Annotated in this window: 16 protein-coding genes and 1 tRNA gene; 12 read left to right on the top strand and 5 right to left on the bottom strand. The window is 33.3% G+C overall.

The window, feature by feature from the left end; genetic code table 11:
* Nucleotides 1-18: 18 nt before the first annotated feature.
* Together NLJ82_RS25310 and NLJ82_RS25305 are read right to left on the bottom strand one after the other, a co-directional pair.
* The gene (locus NLJ82_RS25310) at nt 19-504 is read right to left on the bottom strand and encodes a YhcN/YlaJ family sporulation lipoprotein (RefSeq protein ID WP_001170598.1); all 486 of its coding nucleotides are present in this window, start codon (nt 502-504) and stop codon (nt 19-21) included.
* A gap of 93 nt (nt 505-597) precedes the next feature.
* Nucleotides 598-804: a DUF1657 domain-containing protein gene (locus NLJ82_RS25305; RefSeq protein WP_000216166.1), complete on the bottom strand. Its 207-nt coding sequence runs from the start codon at nt 802-804 to the stop codon at nt 598-600.
* Between the two features lie 205 nt (nt 805-1,009).
* On the opposite strand from NLJ82_RS25305, the gene NLJ82_RS25300 reads away from it, so the two are divergent.
* From NLJ82_RS25300 to NLJ82_RS25270, 7 genes are all read left to right on the top strand, one after another.
* Nucleotides 1,010-1,085, top strand: a tRNA-Arg gene (locus tag NLJ82_RS25300).
* A 293-nt stretch (nt 1,086-1,378) separates the two neighbouring features.
* A complete protein-coding gene (locus NLJ82_RS25295) occupies nt 1,379-1,612 on the top strand; it encodes a mersacidin family lantibiotic (protein ID WP_000033704.1) in 234 nt (77 codons plus the stop codon).
* Nucleotides 1,613-1,643: 31 nt separating this feature from the next.
* A complete protein-coding gene (locus NLJ82_RS25290) occupies nt 1,644-1,877 on the top strand; it encodes a mersacidin family lantibiotic (protein ID WP_000033704.1) in 234 nt (77 codons plus the stop codon).
* Nucleotides 1,878-1,908: 31 nt separating this feature from the next.
* Nucleotides 1,909-2,142 (top strand): mersacidin family lantibiotic, encoded by a 234-nt coding sequence (locus NLJ82_RS25285; protein ID WP_000033706.1) that lies wholly within the window; start codon nt 1,909-1,911, stop codon nt 2,140-2,142.
* 31 nt (nt 2,143-2,173) lie between these two features.
* Complete coding sequence (locus NLJ82_RS25280) at nt 2,174-2,407, top strand: mersacidin family lantibiotic (protein WP_000033706.1); 234 nt, start codon at nt 2,174-2,176, stop codon at nt 2,405-2,407.
* A gap of 31 nt (nt 2,408-2,438) precedes the next feature.
* Nucleotides 2,439-2,672, top strand: coding sequence for a mersacidin family lantibiotic (locus tag NLJ82_RS25275; RefSeq protein ID WP_000033705.1), 234 nt, complete (start codon nt 2,439-2,441; stop codon nt 2,670-2,672).
* 155 nt (nt 2,673-2,827) lie between these two features.
* Complete coding sequence (locus tag NLJ82_RS25270) at nt 2,828-5,986, top strand: type 2 lanthipeptide synthetase LanM family protein (RefSeq protein WP_000905306.1); 3,159 nt, start codon at nt 2,828-2,830, stop codon at nt 5,984-5,986.
* A 37-nt stretch (nt 5,987-6,023) separates the two neighbouring features.
* On the opposite strand, the gene NLJ82_RS25265 is transcribed toward NLJ82_RS25270, so the two are convergent.
* Nucleotides 6,024-6,677 carry a response regulator gene (locus NLJ82_RS25265; RefSeq protein WP_000582193.1) on the bottom strand — a complete coding sequence of 218 codons (654 nt, stop codon included), beginning with the start codon at nt 6,675-6,677 and terminating at the stop codon, nt 6,024-6,026.
* A gap of 5 nt (nt 6,678-6,682) precedes the next feature.
* Nucleotides 6,683-8,998 (bottom strand): sensor histidine kinase, encoded by a 2,316-nt coding sequence (locus tag NLJ82_RS25260; RefSeq protein WP_000595468.1) that lies wholly within the window; start codon nt 8,996-8,998, stop codon nt 6,683-6,685.
* Nucleotides 8,999-9,114: 116 nt separating this feature from the next.
* Here NLJ82_RS25260 and NLJ82_RS25255 point away from each other — a divergent pair, with 116 nt between their 5' ends.
* Nucleotides 9,115-9,282: a hypothetical protein gene (locus NLJ82_RS25255; RefSeq protein WP_000617613.1), complete on the top strand. Its 168-nt coding sequence runs from the start codon at nt 9,115-9,117 to the stop codon at nt 9,280-9,282.
* A 1-nt stretch (nt 9,283) separates the two neighbouring features.
* On the opposite strand, the gene NLJ82_RS25250 is transcribed toward NLJ82_RS25255, so the two are convergent.
* On the bottom strand, nt 9,284-10,213 hold the full coding sequence (locus tag NLJ82_RS25250; RefSeq protein ID WP_000640555.1) for a polyprenyl synthetase family protein: 930 nt from the start codon (nt 10,211-10,213) through the stop codon (nt 9,284-9,286).
* Between the two features lie 268 nt (nt 10,214-10,481).
* Here NLJ82_RS25250 and NLJ82_RS25245 point away from each other — a divergent pair, with 268 nt between their 5' ends.
* The 4 genes from NLJ82_RS25245 (at nt 10,482) to NLJ82_RS25230 (ending at nt 15,349) form a co-directional block, all read left to right on the top strand.
* A complete protein-coding gene (locus NLJ82_RS25245) occupies nt 10,482-10,736 on the top strand; it encodes a response regulator transcription factor (RefSeq protein WP_000757186.1) in 255 nt (84 codons plus the stop codon).
* A 20-nt stretch (nt 10,737-10,756) separates the two neighbouring features.
* Nucleotides 10,757-12,913: a peptidase domain-containing ABC transporter gene (locus NLJ82_RS25240; RefSeq protein ID WP_001151548.1), complete on the top strand. Its 2,157-nt coding sequence runs from the start codon at nt 10,757-10,759 to the stop codon at nt 12,911-12,913.
* Nucleotides 12,897-14,369 (top strand): S8 family peptidase, encoded by a 1,473-nt coding sequence (locus NLJ82_RS25235; RefSeq protein ID WP_000656162.1) that lies wholly within the window; start codon nt 12,897-12,899, stop codon nt 14,367-14,369. The genes NLJ82_RS25240 and NLJ82_RS25235 overlap by 17 nt, the downstream gene beginning before the upstream one ends.
* Before the next feature lie 95 nt (nt 14,370-14,464).
* Nucleotides 14,465-15,349 carry an ABC transporter ATP-binding protein gene (locus NLJ82_RS25230; protein WP_000863488.1) on the top strand — a complete coding sequence of 295 codons (885 nt, stop codon included), beginning with the start codon at nt 14,465-14,467 and terminating at the stop codon, nt 15,347-15,349.
* Nucleotide 15,350: the final 1 nt, after the last annotated feature.

Raw genomic sequence — 15,350 nt, 5'->3', positions numbered from 1 at the left:
CTTTTCTTTTAAAAAGCGTTAAGTGTTAGACTCCATTTTTTTACCAATGAATTTTAATTGTTTATTAATTTCATCTTTAGATACTTTCTTTTCCTTAATTTTTCTTTCAAGCTTTTCAAGTAACATAAAGATTTTTTTATCTGTACTTACACGAACATCGAAAGTGGGGTGCTCATCACTTAGCTGCTTTTGGAGCTTCTTACGGAGAGGTTTTAATCCAAATCTTTCGTGATGCTCAGGTGTAACTGCTATGTAGAGATCTAAATTTGAATTTACTGCTGTACTTTTTATAATTTCATCCATAGTGAGAGCTCTTTTCTTGGCTCCTTGTGATATAGATTGATTAAAGGATTCCATACTCGTTTTTGTTAACTTTGGACCTTTCTCTTTCTCCGTTCGTTTTGCTTCTTCTTTCACTTTTTTATCTAAAGGACTATTATCACATCCGGTAAAAGAGCTAAATAGAAGGGCAAATAATACGGTTATGAGTCCGAGTTTTTGCATATTTATCATTCCATTTCTATTGCAATATGTAATGTGATAGAAAAAGGATGACTGCATATCATCCTTTTTCTATTTCACAGCAAGACTGATTCGTTATTGCTGTGAGTATTGTGGTTCTTCTTGTTGGACTTCTTCAACGCGTGGGTTTAAAGAATCGATAATCGTTTGTGTTTGCTGTGCAGCTGTTTGGAAAAGTTGCTTAGCTTGTTGATTATCCGTATCAAGAGCGAATCCCTCTAAGCTAGCTTGTGCACTTTTTAATCCAGAAACAGTTTGTTTTAATTTCGTAATTACAGTCATTGAATGAAGCCCCCTTTGGAATATCAATTCAAAGATTATAATTTGTGAGTTGGGTTGAATTTATGATTGGAAAATTTAGGGGTGGGTGTTTTGTTAATATACTCATAACTAAGCGTCATAAAGGATTACGGGGATATTTTTATTGATTTAGATGGATTTTATTGCTATTATTATGAGAAGAAAATGAAGTGTTTTCTATAACCATGCGCCCATAGCTCAGTCGGATAGAGCGGTGGTTTCCGGTACCACGTCTGCCGGGGGTTCGAATCCCTCTGGGCGCGTTATATAAACTTTAATATTATTTTGTGTTGGGAGAGGCCCTTTGTATGTGGTAAGTAAAAATACCATGTGCAAAGGGTCTTTTTGATATTATCGTTAGTCAATTATTGTTTCTTTAATCTTGAATTTAGAACTGAGATTCCTAACTTACATTTTGTAGGTTAGGAATTTTTTTATTTTAAAAATGTTAAAAATATGCAATTTTGCGAAGTTATCTAAAAAGTTTAAATCTTGTAAATTTATAACTGTAGAGAACAACAAACAAATAAATAAAAAAAACGAGAGGATGAATGAAATGTCAAAAGGATACAAGTTCACAAAAGAAGAGTTAGTAGAGGCGTGGAAAGATCCACAAGTAAGAGAGAAGTTAAAAGACTTACCGAAACACCCATCGGGAAAAGCGTTAAATGAATTAAGTGAAGAAGAGTTAGCGGAAATCCAAGGGGCATCAGATGTACAACCAGAAACAACACCACTTTGTGTGGGAGTCATTATCGGGTTAACAACGTCAATTAAGATTTGTAAATAAAATAAAAAACCAAAACGAGAGGATGAATAAAATGTCAAAAGGATACAAGTTCACAAAAGAAGAGTTAGTAGAGGCGTGGAAAGATCCACAAGTAAGAGAGAAGTTAAAAGACTTACCGAAACACCCATCGGGAAAAGCGTTAAATGAATTAAGTGAAGAAGAGTTAGCGGAAATCCAAGGGGCATCAGATGTACAACCAGAAACAACACCACTTTGTGTGGGAGTCATTATCGGGTTAACAACGTCAATTAAGATTTGTAAATAAAATAAAAAACCAAAACGAGAGGATGAATAAAATGTCAAAAGGATACAAGTTCACAAAAGAAGAGTTAGTAGAGGCATGGAAAGATCCACAAGTAAGAGAGAAGTTAAACGACTTACCGAAACACCCATCGGGAAAAGCGTTAAATGAATTAAGCGAAGAAGAGTTAGCGGAAATCCAAGGGGCATCAGATGTACAACCAGAAACAACACCACTTTGTGTGGGAGTCATTATCGGGTTAACAACGTCAATTAAGATTTGTAAATAAAATAAAAAACCAAAACGAGAGGATGAATGAAATGTCAAAGGGATACAAGTTCACAAAAGAAGAGTTAGTAGAGGCGTGGAAAGATCCACAAGTAAGAGAGAAGTTAAACGACTTACCGAAACATCCATCAGGAAAAGCGTTAAATGAATTAAGTGAGGAAGAGTTAGCGGAAATCCAAGGGGCATCAGATGTACAACCAGAAACAACACCACTTTGTGTGGGAGTCATTATCGGGTTAACAACGTCAATTAAGATTTGTAAATAAAATAAAAAACCAAAACGAGAGGATGAATGAAATGTCAAAAGGATACAAGTTCACAAAAGAAGAGTTAGTAGAAGCGTGGAAAGATCCACAAGTAAGAGAGAAGTTAAAAGATTTACCAAACCACCCATCTGGAAAAGCGTTAAATGAATTAAGCGAAGAAGAACTAGCGGAAATTCAAGGGGCATCAGATGTACAACCAGAAACAACACCGCTTTGTGTGGGAGTCATTATAGGAATAACGGCATCAATTAAAATTTGTAAGTAGATAGGTTTCATTCGAAAGGGGTGTTCATCTCCTTTTGAATGAAACAGATTCCAATATTCGAATGTGAAAAATCGAATGTTGGAATCTGTTTCTCCTGAAGGGGGACCGATTTATTGGAATATGGATTTTAAAATAAGGAAGGGGATTAAATTATTATGTTAATTCACTCATATATAAATGAAAAGGCATTTGCGAAGAGTCTTAATTTGAAAGAGCGTTATAAAACGCTAATGAGTAGAAGAGATTTATTATTATCGGAAGATTTAAATTTGGCCCAATTAAATAAATGGATAGATAAAATGTTTAGAAGTAATAAAGCTGATTTTGATTTTAAATTAAAGATGAATGAAATGACAAAAGAAGATTTTGCGAGTTTAATTGAGAAAATTCCTGAATCCAAAGAGCATTTATATATAGATGAATTAAATGAACATGTGAATTTGCGCGTGTTAGAAATGGGAATAGAGTTGTGTGATAGTAAGCCATTAAGTGCAGAGGAAGATTTAGGGTTTATAGAATTTGTTAGGCCGTTTGCACTTTATGCAGCCGAAATGATAGATAGTTCGTTGAAATATAGATTAAATAAGATATGTTATGAGCATGAAGAAATTAAAGAAATGCTAGTACGATCTTTAGTAGAAGAGTTATTAAATAATGCGGTGCGCTCACTAGTCTTAGAATTTAATATTGCAAAACTAAGGGAGGAACTGATAGGGGAGACTCCAGAAGAGCGATTTCTTTCCTTTGTCAGAGAGAAAGCTAGGAATAAGGAGAATTTAATTGCGTTCTATGAGGAATACGCAACATTAACGCGAAGGTTAATTTTGAGAACAGAGTATTTTATACAAAATGTTCAAATGTTACTATTTCGTTTGAATGAAAATTGGCTACAATTACAAAAAGAATTTCAATTGCAGGATGCGTCATTAAGCGAAATTAAGGTTGGATTAGGAGATACACATCAAGAAGGAAAAACGGTTGTTCAGCTTGTATTCTCTTCAGGTAAAGAAATTTTATATAAGCCAAAGTCTATGGAAATTACGAAATCGTACCATGCGTTTTTAGAATGGATGAATGAGGTAAGTGGAAGTATACAACTTCCATCATATAAAGTTTTAGACTGTGGTGAATATGGATGGGAAGAGAAAATATTGTATAAACCGTGTTCTTCTAAAGAAGAGGTAGAGCGCTACTATTCACGTTTTGGTAAGTTGATTGGTTTAATGCATATGTTAAAGGGTGCGGATTTGCATTTTGAAAATATAATTGCTCATGGAGAGTATCCATACATTATTGATTCGGAGACGATTTTTCATCAATATCCAAAACTGAATTTTCCAGATAGTGCGGAAGTAAAATTGAAATATGAACAAAGCGACTCAGTGATAGGATCTGGATTGCTGCCGCAAGCTATGTTTCAAAATATCGATGGAAAAGGTATCGATTTAAGTGCTTTAAATGGAAAAGAGCAAGATTTGCCGTTTAAGGTGTTGGCTTTAAATCAAAATAGTAAAGATGAAATGGAATTTACTATGAAAGAAGCCAAAAGTCAAAGTGCTAAAAATCTACCGAAACTTGGAGTAGAAGAGATTTATGTAGAGGATTATTTGAACTTTATTATTGATGGTTTTCAGGAAATGTGTAAATTTTTTATTGAGTATAAGGATGAGATTTTATCAGAAAGAGGACCTTTAATTACATTTAAAGAAAATAAAATTCGCATTGTTGCTAGGGCTACTCAACAATATTGTAATTTCCTACAAGAGTCTACACATCCAGACTATATGAGAGATTCAATTTTATTGGAACAATTATTTGAAAGAGTATGGTATTACCCATATGAAAATAAGGAACTAGTCATTCATGAGATTCAAGACTTATTACGTGCGGATGTTCCTATATTTACGACTTTTACAGATTCACGAGATCTATATAGTAGTACAGGTGAAAAGATGGAAGATTTTTTTAAGGAGAGCGGTTATGAGCAAGTATATAATAAAATTTATCATTTTGATGAGAAGGAATTGGAAAAGCAACGAGGATGGCTGAAGTTGGCAATACAGGGAAATAGAGAAATTGATATTAAAGTGAGAAGGAAAGAGAGTTACAGAAGTGAATTATTAGAAAATCATCAGGAGACAATCTTGCAGGAAGCAATAAATATCGGAGAGTCTTTAGTAGAGAATGTAGTATTATCTGATGATAAAACAACAGCTTCATGGTTACAAGCAAATGTTATTCACGACAAGTGGTATGTTGCCCCTATGAAACAAAATTTATATGACGGTTTAGGTGGCGTAGCACTATTCTTATTGTATCTAAATAAAGTTACAGGAAACGAAAAATATTTAGAGGTTGCTCATAAGGCGTTGAAATCAGCGATGAACCCTTTATCGAAAGCGAAGGGGCTGCTATCGACCTTCTTGGGTAAATATTCATTGTTATATCCATTAGCACATTTTCAATCTATAAGTCCTAGAAAAGAATATCAGGATTTTTTAGAAGAAATAAAAGTAGAATTAAAAGAAAGGCTCAAAGAAGAAGAAGAGTTTGATTTGTTAAGTGGCTCAGCGGGAGTTATTCAAGTGGCCCTTAATGTATTTGAAATGACAAAGGATCAAGATTATTTAGATCTTGCTGATATGTATAGTAAGCATTTGGCGGAAAATGTATCAATATTAGAAAATGGAGTAGCGTGGAAGAATAAACATACTAACAGTTATTTAGGTGGTTTTTCTCATGGAACGAGTGGTATCGCTTGGAGCTTATGGCGTTCGGGGATTATGAATAGGAATCAAGAATATATTGATTTAGCTAAAAAAGCGCTTGCTTATGATCGATCATTGTTTGATAAAGAAGAAAGTGCGTGGAAAGACACGAGAGAGAGTGAGAAGAAGTGCTTACATCAATGGTGCCACGGTTCCACCGGAATAGGATTGAGCAGGGTTTTAGTAAGAAGCTATGAAGAAGATGTAGAAATGGACGAAGAAATTCGAGTAGCTGTAGATAATGTACGAAAGTATGGATTTAAAAATAATGATACATTATGCCATGGGAATATGGGGGACACGGAATTACTATTGGCTGTTTCACAGTTATATGGTAATAAAGAATTGTATGAACAGGCGATACAAATTGGCATACAAGTTATTAATAATTATAGAGAAACAGGTAGTTATCAATGTGATGCACCAGATGATATTCAATCATTCGGCATGTTTGTAGGAATAGCAGGAGTTGGTATGCAGTTATTAAGACTATTACAACCGAATGAAATTCCATCTGTTATGACATTAGAAAATGTAAAAGGATAAATGAAAAGACATTCTACCTTTTGGTAGAATGTCTTTATTATACATTTACATTTATTATACCTTTTCGAACAGCTTCAGCTAGCGCTTCAGAACGAGAACTCACCTTGAACTTTTTAAATAGTTTCGTTAAATTATATTCAACAGCCCTAGAACTCATATATAATTCATCTGCAATTTGTTTATTACTTTTTCCTTTCGCAATGGATTCAAGAATTTCTAATTCTTTTTGTGTAATTGTAACATGGCTTGATGCTCTTTTCGTATCTAAGTTATCAACAGTCATATCTTCAACTCGAAGTTGTCGCAATAGAGAAATTGGAATTAAAGTATACCCATTTAAGACAGCACGAATAGCCATTAATAACTCTTGTTGTGATGCTGATTTGCTAACAATACCGCTAATACCAGAATCTATTAATAAATTAAATTGAGATAAATATTCGAAGCCTGTGTAGAGAATGATTTTTGCATCTGGTTGTATGTGTAAAAGTTTTTGAGCCACATCAAGTCCACTATAATTAGGCATGTTCATGTCTAAAAGATATATGTCAAAAGGTGTTTTTGAACTTTGAGAAATTGCTTCCTGTTCGTTTAAAATGTATGTTGCCTGAATATCTGCTTCTAATTCGATCATATTTTTTGTGCCTTCACCAACTATTTGGTGATCGTCTACAATCAAAACGTGTATCATTTTATTCACCTCGGTATAGTAATATTTACTTGTAGTCCATTTCCAATTTCTGAAATAAGTTGAATTTCGCCTCCTATTCCTTGAACACGCCCTTTAATCCCAGATAAACCCATATGTTTATTTGAAGAATAGGGGACTTGTGTATTAAAGCCGATGCCGTTATCACGATAATCTAGATAAATACAATTATTCTCCTCCCATAAGAATATATTAATTAAAGTTGCATTAGAGTGCTTATCAGCATTGTTTAATAATTCTTGGATAATACGATAAATAGATAGAATTTTATCAAATTCGTAATGATTCTCCTGTATTGAGTCGTATTCAAATTGAATTCGGAAATTAGTACGTAGTTGCATTTGTGCTAATAGCTCTTTAAGCGCACCTATAAGACCAATTTCAGATAGAAGAGCAGGTTTTAATTCATTACAAGTGTCACGAATTTGTTGAATAACATCTAACATACCGAATTTTATTTTTTCTAATTGTCCCTGCAATTCACCTGGTACAGTATGCTCTTTTAATACGGTTTCTAGTTTACGATACCAGACAATTTGGTCTTGCAGGGCAGCGTCATGAAGATCTGCAGCGAGTCGACGCCTTTCAGTCTCTGAGATTTGAAATAGTAGGCGTGAAAGAGTTGCTGAGTGTGTTTTATTTGCTAGGCTTTCTTTTTCTAAAGATTGAATGATTTGGTTAACTGAATTTAGGTTTTCATAAACGAGACGTACATATTTGACGATAGCGATAAACCAAGTCTTTTCATTGATATTAAATTTAATATTGTTGGTTTTATTTCCAACCCAAATGTAATGCTTTGTATTTTGAGTAGAATATAAATAAATACCGATACATCCGTCATCTTCTAATAAATCATTTATATATCCCGATTCCATTCCCCATTGTTTCTTTTTCGAAAGATTAAATTTTTCTGTTTCCCCGTAACTCTTATAACAATTATATGTATTTTGTTTTATATCAAATTCAATAAATTGTATAAAACACGGTTTTAGTAGGGAGATAATTTCATTCATAAATTTCTTCTCTAAATCTTTTACTTTCATAATGGAAGAAAGTTGTTGTGCGAACTGATCAATACTTACATGTAGATTGGTTTTGTTTCTGAATAATTGATTGCGAAATGTGAAATCTAATCGTTCCTTTATTACAAGAAACAGTATGTTTAAAGGGAAAATGATAATAAAATTTTGCATGAGTCTAATTAAGAAGCGTTCGTCAGGATTAATACCCCAGCTTATAATTAATGTAATAATGATAGTTGGAATTAATGAAAGCATAGAGTAGTAACGAACACGATCAAACATAAAATCAATATCAAAGATTTGCTTTGTTAATATTAAATAAAAGTAGCCAATTGGAATGCAAAATAGGAATAAGGCTGCAATATCAGCTCTAATCATGGCTGCATTTAATAATATCCTTGGAAGCGCATATAGCATGATAAATGGCCCGAAAGAAATACATTGGATAACTAACATAAATTTAAAAAAAGGTCTGTGTAAAGTATTTCTATATTTTATGTATCCTTTTAAAAGAAAATATACACTTAAAAGAATACTAAAGCATAAATAAGCTAAATCTGTGTAAGCAGAGACTTGTTGCAAATTTGGAAAAAAGGTAACGGATAATAAGCCAGTAGTAACAACGGTCATGTATAGACAAATGTGAAATCTAACCAAATTTTTATGTATAATAATAATTTCCTTCCGCTTAAACAGCTGATATAAAAATAAAGTAAGAAATAAAGATACACTTTGAAAAGAGATACTTATAATCAAGAGTCCGCCAAAATCAGATTTACTAGATATAGAAGAGGCGGAAAGGCTAATAGAGGTTGCTAATAAAAAAAGCATAAAATAACGCTCTTCTCGCCTTATAGCTTTATTTCTATAGAGAATAAAACATAAGCTTAGAATGGTTAGAGAAAAAATCATTGGTAGATATAATGTAATAAGTAGCTCTTCGTTGTCTGAAGTAGCTGCTGTACTATAAGTAGAAATCTTATCATTCTTTATAGATTGAATTTCGGTTGCATTTAAAAATTGATTTTGGTACCGCTTGAAAACCCCTAAATAAGGATTCTCCCCATCTACTTTGTAGATTTCATCGCCTACTTTTAATGCTGTTTTTGCAGCCCAACCCGACGTATCAATTTGACTGATTGTATATGTCTTCTCGTTTTCTTTAGAAGCGATAATGCCACTGTAAGGCTGATAAAATTTGTAGAGGATGTAACTTTGTATGATTAAGTAAAAAATTATTAATGAAATTACGAAATAAATTGGACGTTGTTTAATCATTGCTAGAAATACCTCACTATCATATATAATTTCGGAATCCCGCAATAGGATTGCGGATAATAGCAAAAGAATATGTAATAATATAAAACTATAAAAATTGGTGGGGTGAACGATATATGATTAGGGAATTAGTTGAACGTATATTAGAAGATATTCAATTTAAAAATGTGTGTAGTCAAGGAACCATAGCCATTGATGGTATATCAAAACAAGAATTAGAAATTATATTAGGTACTTTAGATAAATCGACTTTACTTAGTAAAGCTGCTGAGACATGGAAGTAAACTAAATTAGAGTATCAATTAACCTATCCTTATTTGCTTGACTGATTGAAAGTTGTTCGATGTATCTTTGACATTTGTATACATATAGGTTTTGCATAACAGAGCAATACTCCATCGATCCACCGTATAGTAATATGTGTTTTAAAGTTTCTAATGTTTGATTATTTAATTCGTTATATTGTATCTCCTGATTAAAGAATTTTTTTATAAGTATAAAGTTATCATTTTTACTATTTAAATAATATAGTATTGGTAAAGTTTTCTTTAAATTAAGAAAATCATTTTTCTTATCCCATTGCATAATATCACGCATATCGTTTTTTATTTGATTAATAACGCCTATACATATTGCGTAGTTTTCAATTAAAGAACGCTGGATAGGGTTAATATTCCCTGTTCCTAATAAGCATGCAAGTTTAATTAGATACCCAGATTTGTGAGTTACCATATCAATATAGTCTTTCTCAGAATGGATTTCATTTTTAAGATCTAGCTGTTGTCCATTAATGGAGTTTAAAATACAAGAGTGTATTTCGTTTTTGAGCCAGTTTTTCATTTGAATTGAAAGGGAAGATTTGTCAACTTCTTGCAAACAAATAAGTAAAAATCCCATAATTATATTGAGATTTGTGGCAATTGGATGTTTTGTCCAAGGTCCTTCTAAGAAATCTTCATCTTGAATATCATCCATAATATCTAGAGAGAGCATAAGTAATTCTATAATTGTTAGCAGTAATTGTTTTTCTTCTTCATTTTGGTTATCTTGAAATATTTCATAATGTACGAGAGTGATGTTGGCAAAACGAGTAGAATCATTGAATTTGTATTCAATATATTCTGAAGAACATTGACGTAATGTAGATTCGAAAAAATGTCCATAAACCAGTTTTTTTGCACGCAAAATTAATTCATTTTGTAATGAATAAATCACTCGCAGCTCCCCTTTTGTAAAAATTCGGAATATTCCAATTGTAACATAAGAGGGAGATCTTCACAATTAAGCATATCGCAAATGCGATATGTTTTTTTTATGAAGATGTTGCGGAGAATCCCGCTAATTGGTTTGCGGTAACTACAACGTGCATTGCGGACAATAACGTTTAAAAGAAGGATATGATAGGAGTACAGATTAAGACAACACAGTTTAATAAACGAGAAAAAAATAATCTAATATGGATTGAGAATAAAGGAGGAGAATGATGAAGAAAGTTTTAAGTGATCGAGAAAAAGAAGTAGCTGTGTTGATTGCACGAGGTTTGAAGGATGTTGAAATAGCAAGGGAGTTATTTATTAGTAGAAGGAGGGTGGGGGAATTAGTAGCCTCAATTAAAAGAAAATTAGAGATACATTCAAGGGTCCAAATTGGAATAGCTGCATATTTTTTAGGATTAATTACATTTGAATTTAATTTTAATCATGGTAACCATGAGGGTGTTGCTATGATTAATAGTTAAAGAGATAGGGGGGAATAAAAATGGCAAAAGTGCCCTTTATAGAGCAGATGGAACATAGCGAATGTGGATTAGCCTCATTAGCGATGATTTTTAGTTTTTATGAAAAGCATGTTTCTTTAGCTGAATTACGAGAAGAGTTTGGTGTTCCAAAAGGTGGGACATCTTTATATCAGCTTATGCATATTGCTAGAAAAAATAGTTTTCATGTAAAAGGATATAAAGCTGAATATGAGGCTTTAAGTGAAGTTAAATTACCAGCAGTTATCCATTGGGAGCATAAACATTATGTAGTTCTGGAGAAATTGACAAAAAAGGGGGCTATAGTTATAGACCCTGCTTACGGAAGAAATAAAATCTCTAAAAAAGAAATGGAGGAAAAGTATTCTGGATTTGTATTAACACTGGAACCAGATGATTCATTTCAAAAACAAAAAGGTGTCTCTCATTTGCAATTCTTTTTATCGTTTGTGTTAGGGAAAAAGAAATTAATAGCTTTAATTGTATTAGCTTCTTTGATAATTCAGGCTTTTGCGCTGGTGATTCCATTTGTAACAAGTTGGATGACTGACCACGTAATTGTTCCGAGAGATCCGAGTTATATGAATATGATAGGTTACAGCATTTTAGTATTGCTAATAAGTTATCAAGTATTTGCTTCGTTAAGAGGCTTTCTAATAGCGAAATTGCAAACGGCAATTGATATGTCTTTAATGCAAAGTTTTATAGAAAAACTACTAAGTCTTTCTTATAACTTTTTTGAGAATCGATCCATGGGAGAACTGTTATTTAGAGCAAATTCCAATGTATATATTAGACAAATATTATCTACTAAGGTAATTTCCTTTCTTATAGATGGAATTCTGCTTTTCACTTACTTATTCTTCATGTTTCGTTATTCGACTTTATTAGGACTCGTTGTGTTAGCAGTTGGGATTGTTATATTCGCCTTACTTGTCATGAGCACGACTGTTTCTAAGAAGTTAGCTGATAAAGAGGTTTCGGCTCAAGCTCAAGTTCAAAGGATTTTGTCTGAGAGTATTAATGGGATTAGTGATGTGAAGGTTATGGGATTGGAAAAGCAAGTGTATAAAGAATGGAAAGAACGCTTTGGTTCTCAACTTATTCATGCAGAGAAGAGATCTATATGGACGGCATTGATGAATACATTAGCGGGTTCTATTCAATTTATCTTACCGTTGTTTCTACTTTGGTTCAGTGGACAACAGGTGCTAGCTGGAAATATGACATTAGGAAGTGTACTCGGCTTTAACGCGTTAGCGATTTCGTTTATAACACCGATTATTTCCATTGGGAGTGGCTATGGTGAATTGATTTATATTAGCTCTTATATTCAGCGGATTTACGATGTAATGCATGCGAGATCGGAGAGAGAGGTAAATCAATTTTCAGGAATTAAGAAACTGAATGGTGATATTGAGTTTGACAACGTTTCTTATCGTCACAATTATTTCAGTGAAGATGCAATTCAGAATGTTTCATTTAAAATCAAAGCTGGTGAGAAGGTCGCAATTGTTGGGGCGTCCGGTTCTGGAAAAAGTACAATTGTAAAGATGCTTCTCGGACTATATACACCAACGAAGGGGAAAATCCGATTTGATGGGATTGAAAGTGAAAAGTTAAATTTGAAATTTTTAAGGAAATCAATAGGCGTTGTTTTCCAAGAAGCGAGATTGTTTAACAAAACGGTAGGAGAAAATATTATTGCACAAAGGAAAGGTGTACCTCCAAATGGAGTAATTGAGGCATCAAAGCAAGCAAATATATTAGAAGATATTATGATGCTACCATTAAATTTTCAAACGATGGTATCTGAATTTGGAGTTAACTTCTCTGGTGGGCAAAGGCAAAGGTTAATATTAGCTAGAGCATTGGTAACAAACCCATCTATTTTAATATTGGATGAAGCGACAAGTGCACTCGATACATTGTCTGAAAGAGTTATTGATGAGAATTTAACTGATATGTTATGTACAAGGATTGTCATTGCACATAGATTAAGCACGGTTAAGAATGCAGATAAGATTATTGTTATGGATAAGGGAGCAATTGTAGAGATAGGATCACATACAGAGCTACTTGAGAAGCAAGGATATTATTATCAATTGTCAAAAGCTCAGGAAGTAAAAGGAGGGATTAAAAGTGAAAGATTGGCTTAAATATCGAAACACAATAGCGAAAATAGGTGCTGGAATTACTGTGGGATTATTATTAAACCTTCCTATAGTTGGAGTTAGTACGATAAGCGCTGAAGAAATGAAACATAATCAAATTAAAGAAAATTCGTATGTGTTTACATTGAGGCAAGGTGAAAATACGGATGAGATGATAAAGGAAATTAGAGATAAATATCCCGATTTAAAGCTAGAAGTAATAAAAGAAATTAAGATGCTGAATATTGAAGGTGATAATTTAGAAAGAGTACAAGAAGCGAAGCAGCATTTATTAAAAAATTATAAAGGGATAATTGAAAAAGCAGGTAGAGAGGATGTAGTGGAATTAAAGCCGCCCACTATAGTAAAGAATCCTTCAAATAAAATAAAATACGCACCTTCACAATTAGAACAAGAAGAGGCCGATTATAGCAAATGGAAATGGGATGTCGATAAGGTAACAGAAAATGGGGAGAGCTATAAAATTGAACAAGGAAATCATAGTGTAAAGATTGGTGTTATTGATAGTGGGATTGATGTAAATCATCCTGCGTTAAAGGGAAATATAGTTAGTCAGGGGAAAATTTTAGTTCCGAATGTAGAATCAATTGAAGATAATATTGGTCATGGAACAATGATTGCGGGGTTAATAGCTGCTGATGGGAAAATAAAGGGGGTAGCGCCCAAAATTGGGATTGTACCATATAAAGTATTTCAAGGTAGTTCTGCAGATTCAAGTTGGATTATTAAAGCTATTGTAGAGGCTGCAAATGATGGTATGGATGTTATCAATTTAAGTTTAGGAACATACAAGTCCATTAAAGACCCAGAAGAAGGAGCTGTGTATTTAGCTTACAAAAGAGCAATAGAATATGCGAATAGTAAAGGGAGTTTGCTAGTGGCTTCCTCTGGAACAGAAGGATTCGATATTTCAAATCCTTTTCAATTAGCTAAGCAAAGAGGATATGAAAACGACTTGCAACTTCATATGCCTGGGGGGTTACCGGGGGTAGTCACTGTTGCGGGAACAAATAAAGAGGATCGATTATCTTATTACTCTAATTATGGAACAAATGTTGATATTGCTGCTCCATCAGGAGATTATGGATCTTTGTGGGAAAGTGAAAAAGTGGGAGATGAAACAGCTATGGTATTAACCACGTATCCTACAAATCTTCCACAATCTCAACTAAGTGAATGGTTAGGATTTGATAGAGGATATGAGCTGATGATTGGAACGAGTCTAGCAGTTCCTAAAGTATCTGCTACAGCTGCACTTGTAATTGCGGAATATAAAGAAAAGTTTAGGCTGAAGCCTAGTAATGGATTTGTTAAAACGAGGTTATATCAGGGGGCTAAACCGGCATTGGGTGACGGGAAAAAATACTTTGGAAAAGGCATTGTAAATGCGAAGGGTGCACTTGATTTTCGAAATACAAATTTTAAAAAATGGGAGAGATAGGGATGAATTTTAAAAAGTTTTTACTTATGATTGGCGGAATTGCTTTAGGAATGGCAGTTATTTACTTTATTAAACAGTAAAAGGGGATGTTATATATGGCATTTGAAATTCAAGGTTTAAATAAAACATTTGGTGAATATAAAGCTGTTGATGATTTAAATATACGTGTAGAAGAAGGTGGAATTTTAGGGATGTTGGGCCGGAATGGTGCTGGTAAGACGACAACAATTCGTATGATCTTAGATTTAATCAAACCGGATAGCGGCCAAATTCTATGGAATAATCGCCCTTTTTCAAAGAAAGACTTGTCTATCGGCTATTTACCAGAAGAGCGTGGATTATACCCGAAAATGAATGTAGTGGAGCAATTAGTGTATTTTGGCAAGTTAGAAGGAATGCCAGCAAATCTTGCAAAAAGGCATGCGTTACAGTGGCTAGAAAAATTAGAAATGACACCACATTTAAAGAAGAAAACAGAGGAATTGTCAAAGGGAAATCAACAAAAAATCCAATTGATTTCAGCGATATTGCATAATCCGGAATTCATCATACTAGATGAGCCATTTAGTGGATTGGATCCTGTAAATGCAGAGATGTTAAAAAATGTTGTACTTGAGTTAATCGCGCAAAGAAAAACGATTATCTTTTGTAGTCATCAAATGGACAGTGTAGAAACGTTCTGTGAGGAAATTTGTATTATGAAAAACGGTCAAATTGTATTATCGGGTGCCTTGTCAGATATTAAGAAAAGTTATCAATATAAATATATGACGTTGCAAACGGAAGGGGATATTGAACCGATTCTTAAGAAGAAAAATTTCAATTTTGAAAAAGTTAATCGTACGTTCATGATTAAAGTTAATGATGGAGAGGATGCATTTTCGCTGCTTGAAGATATTAAAACGAAACAATATATCCGAGACGTTTCTATTAAAGAACCTTCTTTACATCAAATCTTTGTTGAAAAGGCGGGTGCATAAG

Origin of the sequence: Bacillus paranthracis (assembly GCF_024296885.1) — a bacterium.
Taxonomy (GTDB): Bacteria; Bacillota; Bacilli; order Bacillales; family Bacillaceae_G; genus Bacillus_A; species Bacillus_A paranthracis.
This window is presented reverse-complemented; position numbering and strand designations above follow the sequence as displayed.

Bases quoted from the DNA above. Each gene is read 5' to 3' on its own strand.
- NLJ82_RS25310 (WP_001170598.1), bottom strand. From the start codon at position 504: ATGCAAAAACTCGGACTCATAACCGTATTATTTGCCCTTCTATTTAGC.
- NLJ82_RS25270 (WP_000905306.1), top strand. From the start codon at position 2,828: ATGTTAATTCACTCATATATAAATGAAAAGGCATTTGCGAAGAGTCTT.
- NLJ82_RS25285 (WP_000033706.1), top strand. From the start codon at position 1,909: ATGTCAAAAGGATACAAGTTCACAAAAGAAGAGTTAGTAGAGGCATGG.
- NLJ82_RS25260 (WP_000595468.1), bottom strand. From the start codon at position 8,998: ATGATTAAACAACGTCCAATTTATTTCGTAATTTCATTAATAATTTTT.
- NLJ82_RS25275 (WP_000033705.1), top strand. From the start codon at position 2,439: ATGTCAAAAGGATACAAGTTCACAAAAGAAGAGTTAGTAGAAGCGTGG.
- NLJ82_RS25265 (WP_000582193.1), bottom strand. From the start codon at position 6,677: ATGATACACGTTTTGATTGTAGACGATCACCAAATAGTTGGTGAAGGC.
- NLJ82_RS25245 (WP_000757186.1), top strand. From the start codon at position 10,482: ATGAAGAAAGTTTTAAGTGATCGAGAAAAAGAAGTAGCTGTGTTGATT.
- NLJ82_RS25305 (WP_000216166.1), bottom strand. From the start codon at position 804: ATGACTGTAATTACGAAATTAAAACAAACTGTTTCTGGATTAAAAAGT.
- NLJ82_RS25295 (WP_000033704.1), top strand. From the start codon at position 1,379: ATGTCAAAAGGATACAAGTTCACAAAAGAAGAGTTAGTAGAGGCGTGG.
- NLJ82_RS25255 (WP_000617613.1), top strand. From the start codon at position 9,115: ATGATTAGGGAATTAGTTGAACGTATATTAGAAGATATTCAATTTAAA.
- NLJ82_RS25240 (WP_001151548.1), top strand. From the start codon at position 10,757: ATGGCAAAAGTGCCCTTTATAGAGCAGATGGAACATAGCGAATGTGGA.
- NLJ82_RS25280 (WP_000033706.1), top strand. From the start codon at position 2,174: ATGTCAAAGGGATACAAGTTCACAAAAGAAGAGTTAGTAGAGGCGTGG.
- NLJ82_RS25230 (WP_000863488.1), top strand. From the start codon at position 14,465: ATGGCATTTGAAATTCAAGGTTTAAATAAAACATTTGGTGAATATAAA.
- NLJ82_RS25290 (WP_000033704.1), top strand. From the start codon at position 1,644: ATGTCAAAAGGATACAAGTTCACAAAAGAAGAGTTAGTAGAGGCGTGG.